At 67.8% G+C, this 17,405-nt stretch carries 11 protein-coding genes and 1 riboswitch; of the genes, 3 read left to right on the top strand and 8 right to left on the bottom strand.

Annotated features, from left to right (window positions below):
* Positions 1-1,677, top strand: a 1,677-nt coding sequence (locus ABW16_RS03370) for a cellulase family glycosylhydrolase (RefSeq protein WP_047317754.1), incomplete at its 5' end; no start/stop codon positions are given.
* A 10-nt stretch (positions 1,678-1,687) separates the two neighbouring features.
* On the opposite strand, the gene ABW16_RS03375 is transcribed toward ABW16_RS03370, so the two are convergent.
* Positions 1,688-2,311 carry a TetR/AcrR family transcriptional regulator gene (locus ABW16_RS03375; RefSeq protein WP_052956778.1) on the bottom strand — a complete coding sequence of 208 codons (624 nt, stop codon included), beginning with the start codon at positions 2,309-2,311 and terminating at the stop codon, positions 1,688-1,690.
* Complete coding sequence (locus ABW16_RS03380) at positions 2,308-3,216, bottom strand: oxygenase MpaB family protein (RefSeq protein ID WP_052956779.1); 909 nt, start codon at positions 3,214-3,216, stop codon at positions 2,308-2,310. The genes ABW16_RS03375 and ABW16_RS03380 overlap by 4 nt, the downstream gene beginning before the upstream one ends.
* 116 nt (positions 3,217-3,332) lie before the next feature.
* A riboswitch (glycine riboswitch) is annotated at positions 3,333-3,430 on the top strand.
* 163 nt (positions 3,431-3,593) lie between these two features.
* Between ABW16_RS03380 and gcvP the strand changes: the two genes are divergently transcribed.
* Together gcvP and ABW16_RS03390 are read left to right on the top strand one after the other, a co-directional pair.
* Entirely contained in the window at positions 3,594-6,425 is a 2,832-nt protein-coding gene (gene gcvP / locus ABW16_RS03385) for an aminomethyl-transferring glycine dehydrogenase (protein WP_047317755.1), read from the top strand.
* A gap of 106 nt (positions 6,426-6,531) precedes the next feature.
* Positions 6,532-8,169, top strand: a complete 1,638-nt coding sequence (locus ABW16_RS03390; protein ID WP_047317756.1) for a hypothetical protein — start codon at positions 6,532-6,534, stop codon at positions 8,167-8,169.
* An 11-nt stretch (positions 8,170-8,180) separates the two neighbouring features.
* Here the strand turns inward: ABW16_RS03390 and ABW16_RS03395 are convergent, their stop codons facing one another.
* The 6 genes from ABW16_RS03395 to ABW16_RS03420 form a co-directional block, all read right to left on the bottom strand.
* Positions 8,181-10,307: a vWA domain-containing protein gene (locus ABW16_RS03395; protein ID WP_052956780.1), complete on the bottom strand. Its 2,127-nt coding sequence runs from the start codon at positions 10,305-10,307 to the stop codon at positions 8,181-8,183.
* A gap of 68 nt (positions 10,308-10,375) precedes the next feature.
* A complete protein-coding gene (locus tag ABW16_RS03400) occupies positions 10,376-12,574 on the bottom strand; it encodes a malate synthase G (protein WP_047317757.1) in 2,199 nt (732 codons plus the stop codon).
* 49 nt (positions 12,575-12,623) lie between these two features.
* Positions 12,624-13,505 (bottom strand): hypothetical protein, encoded by an 882-nt coding sequence (locus ABW16_RS03405; protein ID WP_047317758.1) that lies wholly within the window; start codon positions 13,503-13,505, stop codon positions 12,624-12,626.
* Complete coding sequence (locus tag ABW16_RS03410) at positions 13,498-14,562, bottom strand: hemolysin family protein (RefSeq protein ID WP_047317759.1); 1,065 nt, start codon at positions 14,560-14,562, stop codon at positions 13,498-13,500. Before ABW16_RS03410 ends, ABW16_RS03405 begins: the two co-directional genes overlap by 8 nt.
* The gene (locus ABW16_RS03415; protein WP_047317760.1) at positions 14,555-15,901 is read right to left on the bottom strand and encodes a hemolysin family protein; all 1,347 of its coding nucleotides are present in this window, start codon (positions 15,899-15,901) and stop codon (positions 14,555-14,557) included. The genes ABW16_RS03410 and ABW16_RS03415 overlap by 8 nt, the downstream gene beginning before the upstream one ends.
* A 28-nt stretch (positions 15,902-15,929) precedes the next feature.
* Positions 15,930-17,366 (bottom strand): GuaB1 family IMP dehydrogenase-related protein, encoded by a 1,437-nt coding sequence (locus ABW16_RS03420; RefSeq protein WP_047317761.1) that lies wholly within the window; start codon positions 17,364-17,366, stop codon positions 15,930-15,932.
* Positions 17,367-17,405 lie beyond the last annotated feature (39 nt).

A 17,405-nucleotide genomic window follows, 5' to 3' on the forward strand; every position in this document is an offset into this window, starting at 1 on the left:
GGACAGGGCCTTGTCGGCGGGATCGGCGGGCACGGCGGTGACGGTGGCTGGTTGTTCGGGATGGGCGGACACGGCGGGGCAGGGGGTGACGGCGGCGCCGGAGGTCATGGTGGTGACGGCGGCGACGCGATCGGGGTCTTGGGAAGCGGTGGAAATGGCGGCAGCGGCGGTGAAAGCGGAATAGGTTCTGCCCCTGCCGGTTTACCCGCACTGGGTGGCGCTGGCGGCAACGGGAGCATGCTGGGCAGCCACGGTGTGGTCGGGCACTTCGGTACCGGCATCCCGTTGAGCGGCGGCAGTGGAGGGTTTTCCACCGCCGACACCTGGATCACCGACAGTGCCGGACGAGTCGTGATCCTGCATGGCCTCGACGAGGTCTACAAGCTGTCACCGTACGAGCCGTCGGCTTCCGGATTCGGCGACGACGACGCAGCTTTCTTGGCCGCCAATGGCTTCAACAGCGTGGGGTTGGGCATCGTCTGGGCCGCTCTGGAACCCGAGCCCGGGGTGTTCAGCCAGACGTACCTCGACTCAATCGCCGAGACCGTACAAACCCTGAGCAACCACGGCATCGTCACCGTTCTGGGTATGCACCAAGACCTCTACAGCACGGTATTCGGGGGAGAAGGAGCGCCCGACTGGGCGGTGCAGACCGGCGGACTGCCCAACCCCGACTTCGGCTTCCCCAACAGCTACTACCTCAACCCCGCCGAGATGTATGCCTGGGATACGTTCTGGTCCAACGCCCCAGCATCCGATGGCGTTGGACTCGAGAATCATTACGCGCTGGCTTGGGAATACGTGGCCGACTATTTCAAGGACGACCCCAACGTAGTCGGGCTCAACATCATGACCGAGCCGTCCGCAGGCTCACAATGGCTGTCGAGCATGTTGGGCAACCCGCACTTCGATGCCCAGCAGCTGACTCCCTTCTACAACCAGGTGACCTCGGCGATCCGGGCCGTCGATCCCAACACCACCGTCTACTTCCAACACAACGTCAACTTCGACTTGGGGTTCCCGACCCACTTGGGCACGGTGAACGATCCGAACAAAGCCTTCGAGTTCGCCTATTTCTGCCCCACATCGCTGCTCGGCGATGGCCTGTTCTGCGACGTGCTCGACGATATGGCCCTGAACAATGTCGTGGCTTATGCAGGCGCACACAATATTCCGGCACTGATGGGCGGATTCGGAGCCACCGACAATATCGCGGTCATCATCGACATGCTGCGAGGCGCCAGTCAACGCCATTACGGATGGACGGAGTGGGCCTACACCGGCAAAGACGACATCACCACCGGCGCGTCCTCGCAGAACTCCGAGGCGCTGGTGTTCGATCCGAGCAAGCCGCCCGTCGGCGACAACGTCAACGTCGCCACCCTGGCGGCATTGGCCGAGCCGTATCCGCAGGCGGTGGCCGGCACCCCGAGCTCCTGGTCGTTCGACCACGGCATCTTCCAGCTCAGCTACGCCACGGCGCGGGCCGATGGCACCGGCAGCTTCGCAGCGGGCGCGCAGACCACCATCTCGGTGCCGGCCATCCAATACCCGCACGGCTACCAGGTCAGCGTCACCGGTGGCCACGTGGTGTCAATCCCCAACGTGCCGGTGCTGATCATCGCCTCAGACGCCGGTGCCACCACCGTCAACGTCGTCGTGGCGCCGGCGCACTAGGTCGAAGAATTCATCCGACAGCGTGTTCGGCCATCGGGGTGAGGACTTCCTGAGCGAAGCGTCGCAGCGCCGCATCGTCGCGAAAATCCGGATCGGTGGATGGCAGCGAGATATAGGTCAAGAACAGCCGGGCGAACACGTCGGCCACCCAGCGCACCGACTGGGTCGGACTGCCGGGCGCCTCGCCGTGAATGTAGTTGGCGATGAACGCTGACCCCATCGCGAGCAGGTCCTTGGCATCGGCGGACGGTAGTGGCTCGAACTGCGCGGCTCGGCTCAGCATCGGATGCTCACGGGCGAAACTGATGGCGGCGACGAAGGCCTCGGCTACACCGTGATGGGGGTCGGGTGTGGTTTCGATGGCGTCGGCCACCGTCGCGAGAAAGCGCCCGGTCTCCCGACGGATCAGCGCCTGAATCAGATCTTCGCGCCGGGGATAGCGGCGGTAGGCGGTCATGCGTGACACGCCCGCGCGCCGGACCACGTCTTCGATGGTGATGCGCCGCAGTCCGACGGTCGCGGCTTCGTGAACGGCGGCGTCGAGAATGCGTTGGGCGGTCGCATCGGTGGCATGTTCGGCGGGCATTCCGGCGACGGCCTCGCCGATGACCGTGACGAACTGCGGGTCAATCATGGCGTGCCTGCGGTCGTGACACCGACACCGTTGGCGCGCTCGCGCGCCAACCGGGCATAGGGAGGAAGGCCATAAGCCCACCGTATCCGGCGAGCGTCGAACTGCAGTGCCGGGCCGATCAGTCGCCGAGCCAGGAGGGAAGGGTGGTCGAATCCGGTGAGTTCTCGTGCCCAGCGGGGGGCGTAACTCATCCCGGCATACACCGCGAACCGGTGCAGTGCGCGATCGAGGGGACCGGGCAGGTCGGGGAAGAAGGGTGCGGTGAGCAGGAAGTCGATGAATTCGCGGGTCTGCGCGTTGACACCCAATTGCGGGCGCACCCGGCGAACGTAGTCGTCGAGTTCAGCCATGTTCGATGGCACCCACTCGGCGCCCGCCATCCGACCGATCGTCGCCTGCTCGGCTAGGTATTGGTCGCGTTCGTGCTGCGACAACGGCCGATTCGTGCGCTCGAACGCGCGCATGATCATCCACGGGATGCAGGTGTGCACCCACGCCAGCAGTTCGGGGTCCAGGGCCCGGTATGCCACACCGTCGGGCCGGGTGCCCGTCACGTGGGAATGGATGGACTTGACCTGTTCGATCAGCTGCGTCGCCGCTTCGGTATTGCCGAAGGTCGTGGTCAGCACGTAACCGAGGGTGGTGCGGGCGCGCCGGAACGGGTCCGCACGGTACGTCGAAAGGTCCTGCACGCCGGCGATCACCGACGGATGCAGAATCTCCAGCACGATCGCCGGCAACCCGGCCTGCGCCACCGCGGCAAGGTCCGCGTTCACCTCCCACGACACACTGCCCGGACCGATCAGACCCGGGTCGCCCGGCTCACCACCGTAAACGCGGGGATCGTCATGTCGTCCGGCGATGTTCTGAAATTCGTCCACGATGCGGTGCCGTAGCGTGCCCATTTTCAACCGCCCATTGGTATAAATGTGACAGATATAGTCTTATATATACCATGGTGGTGGTCCGGCGCCCAGCGGATCCTGCCGGCCGGGCTCGGCGGGTAGTATCGGGTCCGCATCAGCCTCGCGCGGGAGAGTTCCGTGGCAGCCAGCCGCGGACGCCGAAGGAGCAATACCTCTCCGTCAACCTCTCAGGCACCCGGACCGCGCCGGCATTGATGCCTCTGGAAAGCGGTGGCGCCCCTTCGGGTTACACCCGCCCATGGGGAAAGGCGCTGCAGATATCTCGGCGCCGAATCTCTCAGGCGCCCGGGTCGGGCAGACGACAGAGGGGGAGGACACGAATTCGTCTCGCAGTCGTCTAGCGCCCAGGAGTTCCCGTGTCCGAGTACACCGAATCCCGCTTTGTTGACCGGCATATCGGTCCCGACCGCGCCGCGCTCGGCGCGATGCTCGCCACCATCGGTGTCGGGTCGCTGGAGGAGCTCGCGGCCAAGGCGGTTCCCGCCGGCATCCTCGACGCGCTGAGTGCCGACGGCATCGCTCCGGGACTGGACACCCTTCCGGCGCCGGCTACCGAGGCCCAGGCCCTGGCCGAGCTGCGCGAACTGGCCGATGCCAGCACGGTTGCGGTGTCGATGATCGGCCAGGGCTACTACGACACGCTCACCCCGCCGGTGTTGCTGCGCAACATCATGCAGAACCCCGCGTGGTACACCGCTTACACGCCCTACCAGCCGGAGATCAGCCAGGGCCGGCTGGAGGCCCTGCTGAACTTCCAGACCATGATCGCCGATCTGACCGGCCTCGAGATCGCCAACGCCTCGATGCTCGACGAGGGCACCGCAGCCGCCGAGGCGATGACGTTGATGCACCGCGCTACGCGCGGCAGCTCGCATCGGCTGCTGGTCGACACCGACCTGTTCACCCAGACCGCGGCGGTGCTGGCTACCCGGGCCGAACCGCTGCGCATCGAAGTCGTCACCGCCGACCTGCGTGACGGACTTCCCGACGGTGACTTCTTCGGGGTGATCGTGCAGTTGCCGGGCGCCTCGGGCCGGATCACCGACTGGTCGGGACTGGTCGAGGCGGCTCACCAGCGAGGCGCGCTGGTGGCGGTCGGCGCGGATCTGCTGGCATGCACGCTGCTCACCCCGCCCGGCGAGCTCGGCGCCGACGTGGCGTTCGGCAGTGCCCAGCGGTTCGGGGTGCCGATGGGCTTCGGTGGCCCGCACGCCGGCTACCTGGCGGTGCACTCGGGCCACGCCCGCCAGCTGCCCGGCCGGCTGGTCGGGGTGTCCCGGGACAAGGATGGCGCGGACGCCTATCGCCTCGCCTTGCAAACCCGCGAACAGCACATCCGCCGGGACAAGGCGACGTCGAACATCTGTACCGCGCAGGTGCTGCTGGCGGTGATGGCCGCGATGTATGCCAGCTACCACGGCGCCGACGGCCTGACGGCCATCGCACGGCGAGTGCACGCCCAAGCCGAGAAGATCGGCGCCGCACTCGGTGACGCGCTGGTGCACGACCGCTATTTCGACACGGTGCTGGCCCGGGTGCCGGGCCGCGCCGACGAGGTCGTCGCCGCGGCCAAGGCCGGCGGGATCAACCTGTGGCGCGTCGACGCCGACCACGTCTCGGTGGCCTGCGACGAGACCACCACCGACGCCCAGGTGGCCGCGGTACTGGACGCATTCGGGGTGGCCGCGGCCGACCCCACCGGCGCACCGATCGCAACCCGCAGATCGGAATTCCTGACGCACCCGGCGTTCACCCGCTATCGGACCGAAACCGCGATGATGCGTTACCTGCGCTCGCTGTCGGACAAGGACATCGCCTTGGACCGCAGCATGATTCCGCTCGGGTCCTGCACGATGAAGCTCAACGCCGCCGCCGAGATGGAGTCGATCACCTGGCCGGAATTCGCGCGCCAGCACCCGTTCGCCCCGGCCGGCGACGCCGTGGGCCTGCGGACGCTCATCGCCCAGTTGGAGACCTGGCTGGCGGGGATCACCGGATACGACGCGGTGTCGCTGCAACCCAATGCCGGATCGCAGGGCGAGTACGCGGGCCTGTTGGCGATCCACGCCTATCACGCCAGCCGTGGCGAGTCGCATCGCGACATCTGCCTGATCCCCTCCAGCGCCCACGGCACCAACGCCGCGTCGGCGGCGCTGGCCGGGATGCGGGTGGTGGTGGTGGCCTGCCGTGACAACGGCGACGTCGACCTCGACGACTTGCGCGCCAAGGTGGACCAGCACGCTGCGGCGTTGTCGGCGTTGATGATCACCTACCCCTCCACGCACGGCGTCTATGAGCACGACATCGCCGAGATCTGCGCCGCCGTGCACGACGCCGGCGGCCAGGTCTACGTCGACGGAGCCAACCTCAATGCGCTGGTCGGGCTGGCCCGGCCCGGAAAGTTCGGCGGAGACGTCAGCCACCTGAACCTGCACAAGACCTTCTGCATCCCGCACGGGGGCGGCGGCCCGGGCGTCGGCCCGGTGGCGGTGCGCGCGCACCTGGCCGAGTTCCTGCCCGGGCACCCGCTGGCCGCCGAGTTGCCCGGCGGGCATCCGGTGTCAGCGGCTCCCTACGGGTCCGCGTCGATCCTGCCGATCACCTGGGGCTATATCCGGATGATGGGCGCCGACGGCCTGCGCGCGGCATCGCTGACGGCGATCGCGTCGGCGAACTACATCGCCCGCCGTCTGGACGAGCACTACCCGGTGCTCTACACCGGTGAGAACGGCATGGTCGCCCACGAATGCATCTTGGACTTGCGGGAGATCACCAAGAGCACCGGTGTGACCGTCGATGATGTCGCAAAGCGGTTGGCCGACTACGGTTTCCATGCCCCGACCATGAGCTTCCCGGTGGCCGGAACCCTGATGGTGGAGCCCACCGAGAGTGAGAGCCTCGCCGAAGTCGATGCGTTCTGCGAGGCGATGATCGCCATTCGCGGCGAGATCGACCGAGTCGGAACCGGCGAATGGACGGTTGAGGACAACCCGTTGCGCGGGGCCCCGCACACCGCGGAGTGCCTGATGGTCGACAAGTGGGAGCACCCGTACACCCGGGAGCAGGCCGCCTACCCGCTGGGCCGCGGATTCCGGCCGAAGGTGTGGCCCCCGGTGCGCCGGATCGACGGCGCCTTCGGCGACCGCAACCTGGTCTGCTCGTGCCCGCCGGTGGAGGCGTTCAGCTGAGTCGCTGGCATTCGGCAAATAGCCAGCAAAGTCTCAGCTAGCGTCAAAAAGCGTCTAGGATCGCCCTTATCCAATTCATGGTTGAGGTTCGCTTCTAGGAGGACTCGTGCAGGAGCCCATTTCTCGCTCCTGCGTCACGGCCGGCCTCGCCCTCGTCAGCGCCGGGATCGTCACGGTCGCTCCGGTCACCGTGCCACTGCCGGCCACCGCGGCTTCGCCTGGCGTGGCGCTGACCACCTCCTACGGTGATCTGTTCGCCAACACCCGGGACAACATCGAGCGCATCAGTGCGAACACCGACTGGTCGGCGATCTCGCAGCTGTTCACCGCGATGTTCTCCAATCCGGTCGGGGTGATCGAAGCGGCCAGCAACTTCACGCTGGCGGTGGACACCGACACCGCGTCGCTGCCGGCGACGGTCTCGGTGCAGCTGTCGCCGGGGTTGGAGTTGTTGATCGCAGGCCTCGCATCGCACGTGGCGACTCTGGACGCGCTGTTCGGCGTGGTCGACGACCTGGGCGACCCCGCCACCGCCTTCACCGCGCTGTTCAACGCGCCGGCCACCCTGCTGGATGCCTACCTCAACGGCCAGCACAATCTCTCCCTGCTGGGCGGCATCATCAGCATTCCGGTGTTCAACGGGGTTCTGGCGCCCGAACAGAACCTGGAGATCGACCTCGACTTGTCCAGGCTGCTGGAGATGCTCGGCCTGGGCACTCCGGATCTGAGCAACCTGAACCTCGACGGGGTGATCGACCAGATCCGCCTCGGCACCCTGACGCTCGGCGGGCTGCTCAGCGGTCTGGGGTTCAGCGACGACGGCGTCGGGGACCTGCTGAAGTCGGCCACCAACGTCAGCACCCTGGGAGACCTGCTCGACTTCTTGGGCCTGGGCGACTTGGGGCTGAGCCGCTACAGCCTGACCGCCCTCTTGGGTGACCTGGGCCCCGACACCGACTTCTACCGCAATCTCGATCTGGACCTGGCACTGGGCAACTTCCGGCTCGTCGACGTGCTGAGCGCGTTCGGGGTCGACGCCGCGATTCCCCTGGGCCTCGGGCAGGTGCTGGCCGGTCTGGGCGACGGCGACTTGGCCGGTGAACAGCTCGGCAGCCTGCTGTCCGACGTCGGCCTCCTCACCGAAGTCCTCAGTTGGCTCAACGCGACTGCAGCTGACCTCTTCGACCCCATTCCTCTGCTAGGGCCGCTGCTGACCGGGCTGTTGAGCGACCTGCTGGGTGGCGATGGTCTGGAAGCTCTGCTCAACAACTTCACCGTCGGAGATCTGCTGGGCGACCTGCACCTCGACGACACCGTCAGTTCGGTGCTGGCGAGTGTGGGCGGCGCGTTGCTGTCGGCCGGCAACCTGACCCTCGGCGGCGTCCTGCAAGATCTCGGCTTCGACGATTCCGTCGGCTCCCTGACGCTGCGCGACGTGCTGGATGGCCTCGGGGGTGCGCTGGGCGGTGTCCTGACCGATGGTCCGCTCGGGCTGGACGTCACCTGGTTGTTGAACGGTCTGGACGTGGGCGACCTGGTGGGCTTTCTGGGGCTCGACGACCTGTCGCTCAACCTCGGCGACCTTGTTGGGGACTGGGTGAACCCCTACCTCGCCGACCTGCTTGAGGGTTTCGTCCAGGGTGATGTGAACCTGGCCGGTGCCAGCGTCGGCGCCTTCGGCGGGACGTTCACCGAACTGTTCGTCAGCTGGCCGCAGCAAGTCCTCGCCATGCTGGGCTACTAGGCGAGGCTGCCTCAGCTCAGCAGCGAGTTCAGCGCACCGGCCAGTTCGGGGGAGTTCGCCCCGCGCAGATTCTGGTACGTGCCACCGGAAAGTTGCGCCACCGACTGCCAGGTCGCCTGGTCGGCGTCCGCGCCGAAGTCGATGACGTTGACGGCCACCGGCCGTTCGGGATCGGTGCTGGTCCGGATGAAGTCCTGCAGCCCGGAGCCGTCCAAGGTCCGGTCGGTGTGCGGACCCGCGGTGATGACCAGCACCGAATTGGCCTGCCCGGGGCGGTAGTTGGCCAAGGCCTGGTTGTACACCAGGCGCAGCGTCGTGAACGACACCGCACCCCCGGCCGTCGAGCTCAGCTCATCGAGCTCGCTGATCAACGTCTCTGCGCGAGTCCCGCCGTTGAGCGGCTCGTCCAGCGGGCCCCCGGTGACCACGTTGCGGCCCTCGGTGCCATCGAAGGTCCACAGGCCCACCGACGAATTCGGGGCCAGGGCTTTGATCCGTTGGTCGAGTGCGGCGATCACATGGGCCAACCGGCTCTTGCCGCCTTCGTCGGTGGTCATCGACTGGTCGAGCATCACCGTGACGGCCGCGCTGCCCGGCAACGTGGTCAGGGCGTTGGCCAGGGCGGCGCGTGTCGCATCGTCGCCCACCGACAGAGTGTCCGACACTGCCGGGAAGCCGGTCACCTCGCTGCTCGGCGGTTCGACGCCTTCGACTCGGAATCCGGCTTTGGCCAGCTCTGCGAGCTGGTCGGGTTTGCGGGCGAAGCGGGCGAACTCGCTGGCGGCACTCACCTGCTCCTGTGACAACCAGGAGCCCGCGAGCAACACGGTGGGGTAGTCGGCCACCGGCACCGGCCCCGGCGGCCGCCAGGAGCCCAGTTGAGTAGCCGGATCCGACAGCGACTGGCCGCGGGTGAACAGTTGCTGCTCGGTGGTCACCACGGCATGCACCGGTGCAGCCGCCAGGTTTCCGGGGCGCAGCAGAACATTCATGGCCTCAGCGAGCGACGCATCGACGAGCTTGGGTTGCTCTCCCGCGAGCCGGTGTACCCCCCCGACCCCATCGATGATGGGGGCGCCTTTGGGGGTGACGCCGGCAGCCACTGCCTCGCCGGCCAGGAAGGCGGCGTCGCCGTTGCCGCCGATCGGCAGTGCCAGCCGCAGCGGCCCCCAGCCGGCCAGCCCGAGATGACCCAACCCGTCAGGGTCGGCCTGCAGGTCCGGCAGACTTGCCCAGCTCTGCTTCTGTAGCGCGCTCTTGAGCTCGGGTCGGATCGCCAACAACACCGGCGAGGTGACCAATGAGCGACTGTCGCTGACCGTTTCCGCCCCCGCGGACGCCTGCAGCCGGGCGGTGGAGACCGAACTGCCTGGAATCCAGAGCGCCGGGCGCTGGCCGAGTTGCGCGGGCCAGTCGCCGATGAAACCGCTGACGACGGCATCGGAATCGACGGGCTTGACCTGTACCGACACACAGCGATCGCCGACTGGCTTGGCGGTCTTGTTGAACCGGTCGGCGAAACCCTGCACGTGGTCGGCGATCGACGGGTCCGCCACGACGGCCACCGTCAGATCACCGGCGGGGCAGTTGCCGGCGGCGACGGCGGAACGATGCGACAGCGAGTTGCCGAAGAAGCGCCACAGGATCACCGCGCCCACCACAACGATCACCGTCACCAGCGCGGCGATCACGCCGACGCTGACACCGCGCGGCCCCGAGTCGTTGCGATGCCGGCGCCACCGATCGAGGTCGCGGTGGCCGCCGCGCGGCTCCTCCCGATCGGACGCCGGCGACCCGCCGGCGATACCGCCTATGGCACCGAAAGGCCCGGTGCGGTAACGCGACTCCTCATCAGGCTCACCACCGCGACGCATGTACTGCGCGGGGTCGGCGTCGTCGTATCCCGCATCGTCGTAACCCGCGTCGTCGTATCGCGGCTCGCGGTATCCGGCATCGCCACCGTCGGGAAACGACTCGTCGTCGAAGGCGTCGTGATAGTCGTCGACGTAGTCGTCGTCGTCCGGGTCGCCGAAGCCGAACAGATCGGGCCCGCCGGAAAAGTGGCTGTCGTCGGGCTCGCCGCCCCCCAGCGGCTCGTCGTCGGAATCGTCCGGGCCGGGGAAACTGTGCCTACCCACGGTGGGTGCGTCCTCTCCGCCTGGTCAGTTGTCCGGCCACGGTGATGTCCATTCGGTTCTGCGTCGGGTCAGATACCGGCCTGGGCTTTGAACTCCCGCCGGCGCCGGTGCAGGATCGGCTCGGTGTAGCCGTTGGGCTGGCTGGTCCCGGACAGGATCAGCTCGCGTGCAGCCGCGAACGCGATGCTGGATTCGAAATCGGGTGCCATCGGCAGGTAATTCGCGTCACCGGCGTTCTGGCGGTCCACCGCCGGGGCCATCCGCTCCAGGCTGGACTGCACGTCGTCGGCGGTGATCACCCCGTGCCGCAGCCAGTTCGCCAGCAACTGCGACGAAATCCGAAGCGTGGCACGGTCTTCCATCAGAGCCACGTCGTGGATGTCGGGAACCTTCGAGCAGCCCACACCCTGGCTGATCCAGCGCACCACGTAGCCCAGGATCGACTGGCAGTTGTTGTCGACCTCTTCGCGGATCTCGTCCGGCGCCCAGGCCAGGCCCTCGGAGAGCGGAATGGTCAGCAGCTGATCGATTGTGGCGCGGCGCTTTCCGGCCAGTTCCTTCTGCACCTCGAACACGTCCACCTGGTGGTAGTGCATCGCGTGCAGGGTGGCGGCGGTGGGAGAGGGCACCCACGCGGTGCTCGCACCCGAGCGCGGGTGGCCGATCTTCTGGGTGACCATGTCGGCCATCAGGTCGGTCATCGCCCACATGCCCTTGCCGATCTGGGCGTGGCCGGTCAAGCCGGTGGCCAATCCCGCATCGACGTTGTTGTCTTCGTAGGCCAGGATCCACGGCTGCGACTTCATGCTCGCTTTGCGCACCATGGGACCGGCCTCCATCGAGGTGTGGATCTCGTCTCCGGTGCGGTCCAGGAAGCCGGTGTTGATGAACACCACCCGGTCGGCGGCGGCCTTGATGCACGCCCGCAGGTTGACCGTGGTGCGCCGCTCCTCGTCCATGATGCCGATCTTGAGGGTGGTCTGCGGTAGACCCAGGACGTCTTCGACCCGGCTGAACAGCTCGGCGGTGAAGGCGACCTCGTCCGGACCGTGCATCTTGGGCTTGACGATGTAGATCGACCCGGTGCGGCTGTTGACCAGCGGACCGTTGTCGTCGGAGGCGGTCAGGCCGTGCATGGCGATCAGCCCGGTGAAAAGCGCGTCCTGGATGCCCTCGAACACCTCTCGGTCTTCCGCGCCGTCGGCGCTATAGACGATGGCGTCGTTGGTCATCAGGTGACCCACGTTGCGGACGAACATCAGGCTGCGGCCCGGAAGCGTCAGGGTTCCGCCGTCCGGGGCGGTGAACTCGCGGTCGGCGGACAGCGTGCGAGTGAAAGTCTTGTCGCCCTTGCTGACCTGCTCGGACAGGTCGCCGCGATTCAGGCCCAGCCAGTTGCGGTAGCCGAGCACCTTGTCCTCGGCGTCGACCGCGGCCACCGAGTCCTCAAAGTCCATGATCGTGGTGACCGCCGACTCCAGCACCACGTCCTTGATGCCGGCGGCGTCGGTGGATCCGATCGGTGATGTCGGGTCGATCAGGATTTCGATGTGCAGGCCGTGGTGGGACAGCAGCACCGACGACGGCGATGCGGCCTCACCGGTGTAGCCCACGAATTCGGTGGGCGCGGCGACCGCGGTCTCCAGGCCGTCGCCCAGCGTGACCACCAGCGCGCCGTCGTTCACCGCGAAGCTCTTGACCTCGGTCCAGGCGCCGTTGGCCAGCGGCACGGAGTCGTCGAGGAACCTACGGGCGTAAGCGATCACCTTGTCGCCGCGCACGGGGTTGTAGCCAGTTCCCTTCTCGGCCCCGCCGTCCTCGCTGATCACGTCGGTCCCGTACAGGGCGTCGTACAACGATCCCCACCGGGCGTTGGCGGCGTTGAGCGCGAACCGGGCGTTGAGCACCGGCACCACCAGCTGCGGGCCGGCCTGCACCGCGATCTCATCGTCGACGCCGGAGGTGGTGACCGTGAAGTCCTCGGGTTCGGGCAGCAGGTAGCCGATCTCGGTGAGGAAGGCCCGGTACGCCTCGGTGTCCAGCGGCTCGATGACGCGGTGCCGGTGCCACTTGTCGATCTGCGCCTGCAGCTCGTCGCGACGCGCCAGCAGTTGCTGGTTCTTCGGCGTCAGATCGGTGACGACTTTGTCCACCCCAGCCCAGAAGCTGTCGGGGTCCACACCGGTTCCTGGCAGTGCCTCGTCAGTGATGAAGTCGTACAGCACGCGAGCGACCTGCAAGTCGCCCACCGGCACCCGGTCCGTCATGGTTTCCTCCCTCGTAGCCGACCTACCACCTTACCGGCAGGTAGCGCGGCTATCCGCATCCGGCGACTCCCAGCAGCAGGTCACACCGGTCCAGCAGCGCCGCTCGCAGCGGCGTGGCGCGGCGCGCTATCTCGCCTTGGGAGCGGACGTATTCGGCACGGCCGGCCGCGTTTTCGATGGTGATCGGCGCATAGCCGTAGTCGCTCAGGTCATAGGGGCTGGCGCGCATGTCGATCTCGCGCGCCGACGCGGCCAGCTCCAGGCACTCCAGCAGTAGTTCGGAGTCGATCAGCGGCCCCAGCTTGTAACACCACTTGTAGATGTCCATGTTGGCGTGCAGGCAACCCGGCTGCTCCCAAGCGATTTGGGTGGCCCGGCTCGGCGCTCCGGCGTTGCGTGGTGCGGCTGCGGGAGTGAAGAACCGGAACGCGTCGAAGTGGGTGCAGCGCAGTGGAATTGACTCGACCACCCGGTCAGTCTCGGTCGCACTGAGTCGCAGCGGAATGTGACCATGCCGCACGGTATCGCCGCGATACACCATCGCCCACTCGTGCAGGCCGAAGCAGTTCAGCTGAGCCGGCCGCGTGCCGGTGGCGCGCAACAGCCGTGCGACGAACGTCACGGTGTCGACTCGCTCACGCAGATATTCCTCGGCCACGCGCACCTGGCCACCGCGCACCGCGTAGCCGCGTCGTCTGCTGTAGTCGCGCAACGCCTCCTGCCCGGCGAGCGTCACGCCGAAGCCGGGATTCCAGCTGCGCAACTGTGCCGGCCGCAGGCTGTAGTAGCTGAACAGGAATTTCGGCACCGGGTCACCGGCCGCGATCCGGCGCAGGTGTGGGGCCAGGAAGTCCTCGAGGCGCTGTCGGTACGCCTCGGCCCGGGCCTGCCACTCCGTTGCGTCCAGAACCCGTTCGGCCAGGTCAAACACGGTGCGTCCCGTCGCGGACGGTGCCGACGACGTCCTGGACCAGGTCTTCGAGGGTCACCATCGCCACCGCCGTACCGTCGTCGGCGACCGCCAGTGCCAGATGGCTGTTACGTCGGCGCAGCCGGGACAACGCATCGGCCAGCGGCAGGGAAGCGGGGATGCGCGGCAGCGGCCGCACGGCGGCGACGTCGACAACCGTGTCCGGCCCTGGCCCGGTGGAGGTCTCGCTGAGCGCCAACACATCCTTGATGTGCAGGTAGCCGACAAATTCACCCTGGTCGACGACCGGGAACCGGGAGTAACCGGTCTGGGCGAAGGCCTTTTCGATGGCGGCCACGGTCGGGCCGCGCCCGGCGGCTGCCACCGGCACAGCACGGATGTCGCCGATCGGCAACGCGACATCGGCGACCACCCGGGTGCGGATCTGCAGGGCACGGGTCAACCGGGTGTATTCCTCGAGGTCGAGCAGACCCGCCGAGACCGACTCAGCGATCATCTCGCTCAACTCGACGGTGGACACCGTGATCTCCAGCTCGTCCTTGGGCTCCACCCGCAGGACCCGCATGATGACGTGAGCGCACCAGTTGTAGAACACGATGAACGGCCGCGCCGCGGCCATGTAGAGCAGGTAGGGCGGGATCAGCAGCATCGCCGCCGTCTCCGGGCCGGCCAGGGTGATGTTCTTCGGGACCATCTCGCCGAACAGCACATGCAGGGTGACCACGACCGCCAGCGCGACGACGAACGACACCGTGTGCAGCAGCGGGTCCGGGATCCCCGCCAGGGCGAACGGGTGCTCGAGCAGGTCGGCCACCGCGGGCTCGCCGATACGGCCGAGCAGGATCGAACACACCGTGACTCCCAGCTGGAAGCCGGCCAGCATCAGCGGGAGCTGTTCGCCGGCACGGATGACGGTGACCGCGCTGCGCCTGCCCTGTTCGGCCAGCGTCTCCAGCCGGTCCCGGCGTGCTGAGATCAACGAGAACTCCGCGCCGACAAAAAACCCGTTCCCGATGATCAGCGCCACCGTGAGCAGCACGTTCACCACATCAGCCACGGCCGGCCTCCAGATGGGTGAGCGCCAGCAGGTCGATACGCCGGCCGTCCATCCGGACCACCCGGGCCAGCCAGCGTGGCGGGTGCGCGGAGAGCTCATCGGGGTCGAACGCGGTCAGCTCGACGGTCTCGCCGGCCTCTGGAATGTGGCCGAGTTCCTGCAGCACCAGGCCGCCGATGGTCTCGTAGGAGCCCTCCGGTGCGCGGTAGCCGGTGGCGGCGGCCACCTCGTCGATGCGCAGCAGGCCCGAGACCTGCCAACCGGCGCCGGAGGCGACGACGTCGGGGGTGGCGTCGTCGTGCTCATCGCGGACATCACCCACGATCTCTTCGATCAGGTCCTCGACGGTGACCATGCCCGCGGTGCCGCCGTATTCGTCGACGACCATGGCCGCCTGCTGGCCGTTGGCCCGGATCTGCTCCATCACCGCGTCGCCGCCGAGGGTCGACGGCACCACGGCGACCGGTTGGGCCACAGTCGTGACCCGAGTGGACGCCCGGTCGGCGACGGGCACCGCGAACACCTGTTTGACGTGGACGATGCCGACCGTGGCATCCAGGTCGCCGTCGACCACCGGAAACCGGGAGAAACCGGTCTCGATGGCGACCGCGGCCAGATCGGCGACGGTATCGCCGGCCTGCAAACTCACGATCTTGGATCGCGGCGTCATCAGCTCTGCGGCGGTCAGGGCACCGAATCGCAGTGAACCCTCCACCAAAGCGGCGGTCGCCGGGTCGAGGGCACCGCTGCGGGCGGAATTGCGCACCAACGACGCCAGCTCCCGCGCCGAGCGGGCCGATGCCAGCCGGTCGGCGGGCTCGATTCCGAGCCGGCGCAGGATGCGGTTCGCCGTCCCATTGGTCACCCTGATCGCGATCGCGAACAGCCGGGAGAACAGCAGTTGCGGCCCGGCCACCGCGCGGGCGATCGGCAACGGGCGCGCCACGGCCAGGTTCTTGGGTACCAACTCGCCGAAGACCATGGACAACGACGTGGCGATCACCAGCGCGAGGATCAGCGCAACCCCGGCAGTCGTCCGCTCGGACAGGCCCGCCGCGGCCAGCGGGAGGCGCAGCCAGCGGGCCAGCACCGGTTCGGCCAGATAACCGGTGGCCAGCGTGGTGATCGAGATGCCCAGCTGGGCGCCGGACAGCTGAAAGGACAGCGTGCGGTGGGCGTCTTGGATGTAGGCGTCGCGACGGCCGCCACGGTGGGCGTTCGCCTCAACGACGCTGCGTTCCAGGGTGGTCAGGGAGAACTCGGCGGCCACGAACACCGCGGTGCCCAGGGTCAGGATCGCGAACGCCAGCAGGCTGGCCACCGTGACGGCGATGGTCATGATGGGGCCTCACTCGCCACCATGGGTCTCACCAGCCGAACGGTAGCGGATGGCCCTCGGCGAATCCCGCAGCCGACTGCACGCCCAGCACCACCCGGTCATGCAACTCGGCCAGGTCGGCGGCTCCGACGTAGGTGCAGGTGCTGCGGAGGCCCGAGGTGATGTGGTCCAGCAGATCCTCGACGCCGCCGCGTTCGGGGTCCAAGGCCATTCGTGACGTCGAAATGCCTTCTTCGAAGAGTGCCTTGCGGGCGCGGTCGAAGGCACTGTCGGCGGCGGTGCGCGCGGCCACCGCACGTTTGGACGCCATTCCGTAGCTTTCCTTGTACGGCCTGTCGTCGCGGTCGAACATCAGGTCGCCGGGGGACTCGTAGGTGCCGGCGAACCAGGAGCCGATCATCACGTTCGACGCCCCCGCGGCCAGGGCCAGCGCGACATCGCGGGGGTGGCGTACCCCGCCGTCGGCCCACACGTGTGCGCCCAGTTCGCGCGCCGCGGCCGCACATTCGAGGACGGCGGAGAACTGGGGGCGGCCCACGCCGGTCATCATCCGAGTGGTGCACATGGCGCCGGGGCCGACACCGACTTTGACGATGTCCGCCCCCGCGGCGATCAGGTCCCGGGTGCCGTCAGCCGACACCACATTGCCGGCCACCAGGGGCACTCCCGGATTCAGCGCCGCGACCGCGCGGATAGCCTGCAAGGCCTTTTCCTGATGCCCGTGGGCGGTGTCGATGACCAGCAGGTCCACCCCGGCCGACAGCAGGGCGGCGGCCCGGGACGTGACGTCGCCGGTGATACCCACTGCGGCGGCGATGCGCAGCCGTCCGTCGCCGTCGGTGGCGGGGGTGTAGATCCCGGCCCGGACCGTGCCGGTGCGGGTCAACACACCGGCCAGCGTGCCGTCGGGATTGGTCAGTACCGCGACGTCGACGGGCGCGTGCTCCAGCAGCTCGAACACCGTGCGCGCATCGGAGCCGACCGGCGCGCTGATCAGCTCGGCCACCGCGACATCACGGACCCGGGTGAAGCGATCCACGCCTTCGCAGCACGCCTTGGTGACCAAGCCGGTGGGCCGGCCGTCGACCACCACCACCGCGACGCCGTGCGCGCGTTTGGTGATCAAGGCCATCGCGTCGGACACCGAGTCCTCGGGGGAGAGCACGACCGGGGTGTCGGCGACCAGATCGCGACTTTTCACGAACGTCACGGTCTGGCGCGCCACATCGATCGGCAGATCCTGGGGCAGCACCACCAGACCACCGCGCCGAGCCACCGTCTCGGCCATCCGGCGGCCCGCCACCGCGGTCATGTTCGCCACCACCACCGGGATGGTGGTGCCCGACCCGTCACGGGTGGACAGGTCGACGTCCAGACGTGACGCGACGGCCGAGTGGTTGGGGACGATGAAGACGTCGTTGTAGGTCAGGTCGTGGGTGGGGTCGTATCCGCTGACGAATCTCATCGAGAGTCCACCACCGGTCTGTCGGGTTCGGACGAGCCC

Origin of the sequence: Mycolicibacter heraklionensis (genome assembly GCF_001021505.1) — a bacterium.
Lineage (GTDB): Bacteria > Actinomycetota > Actinomycetes > Mycobacteriales > Mycobacteriaceae > Mycobacterium > Mycobacterium heraklionense.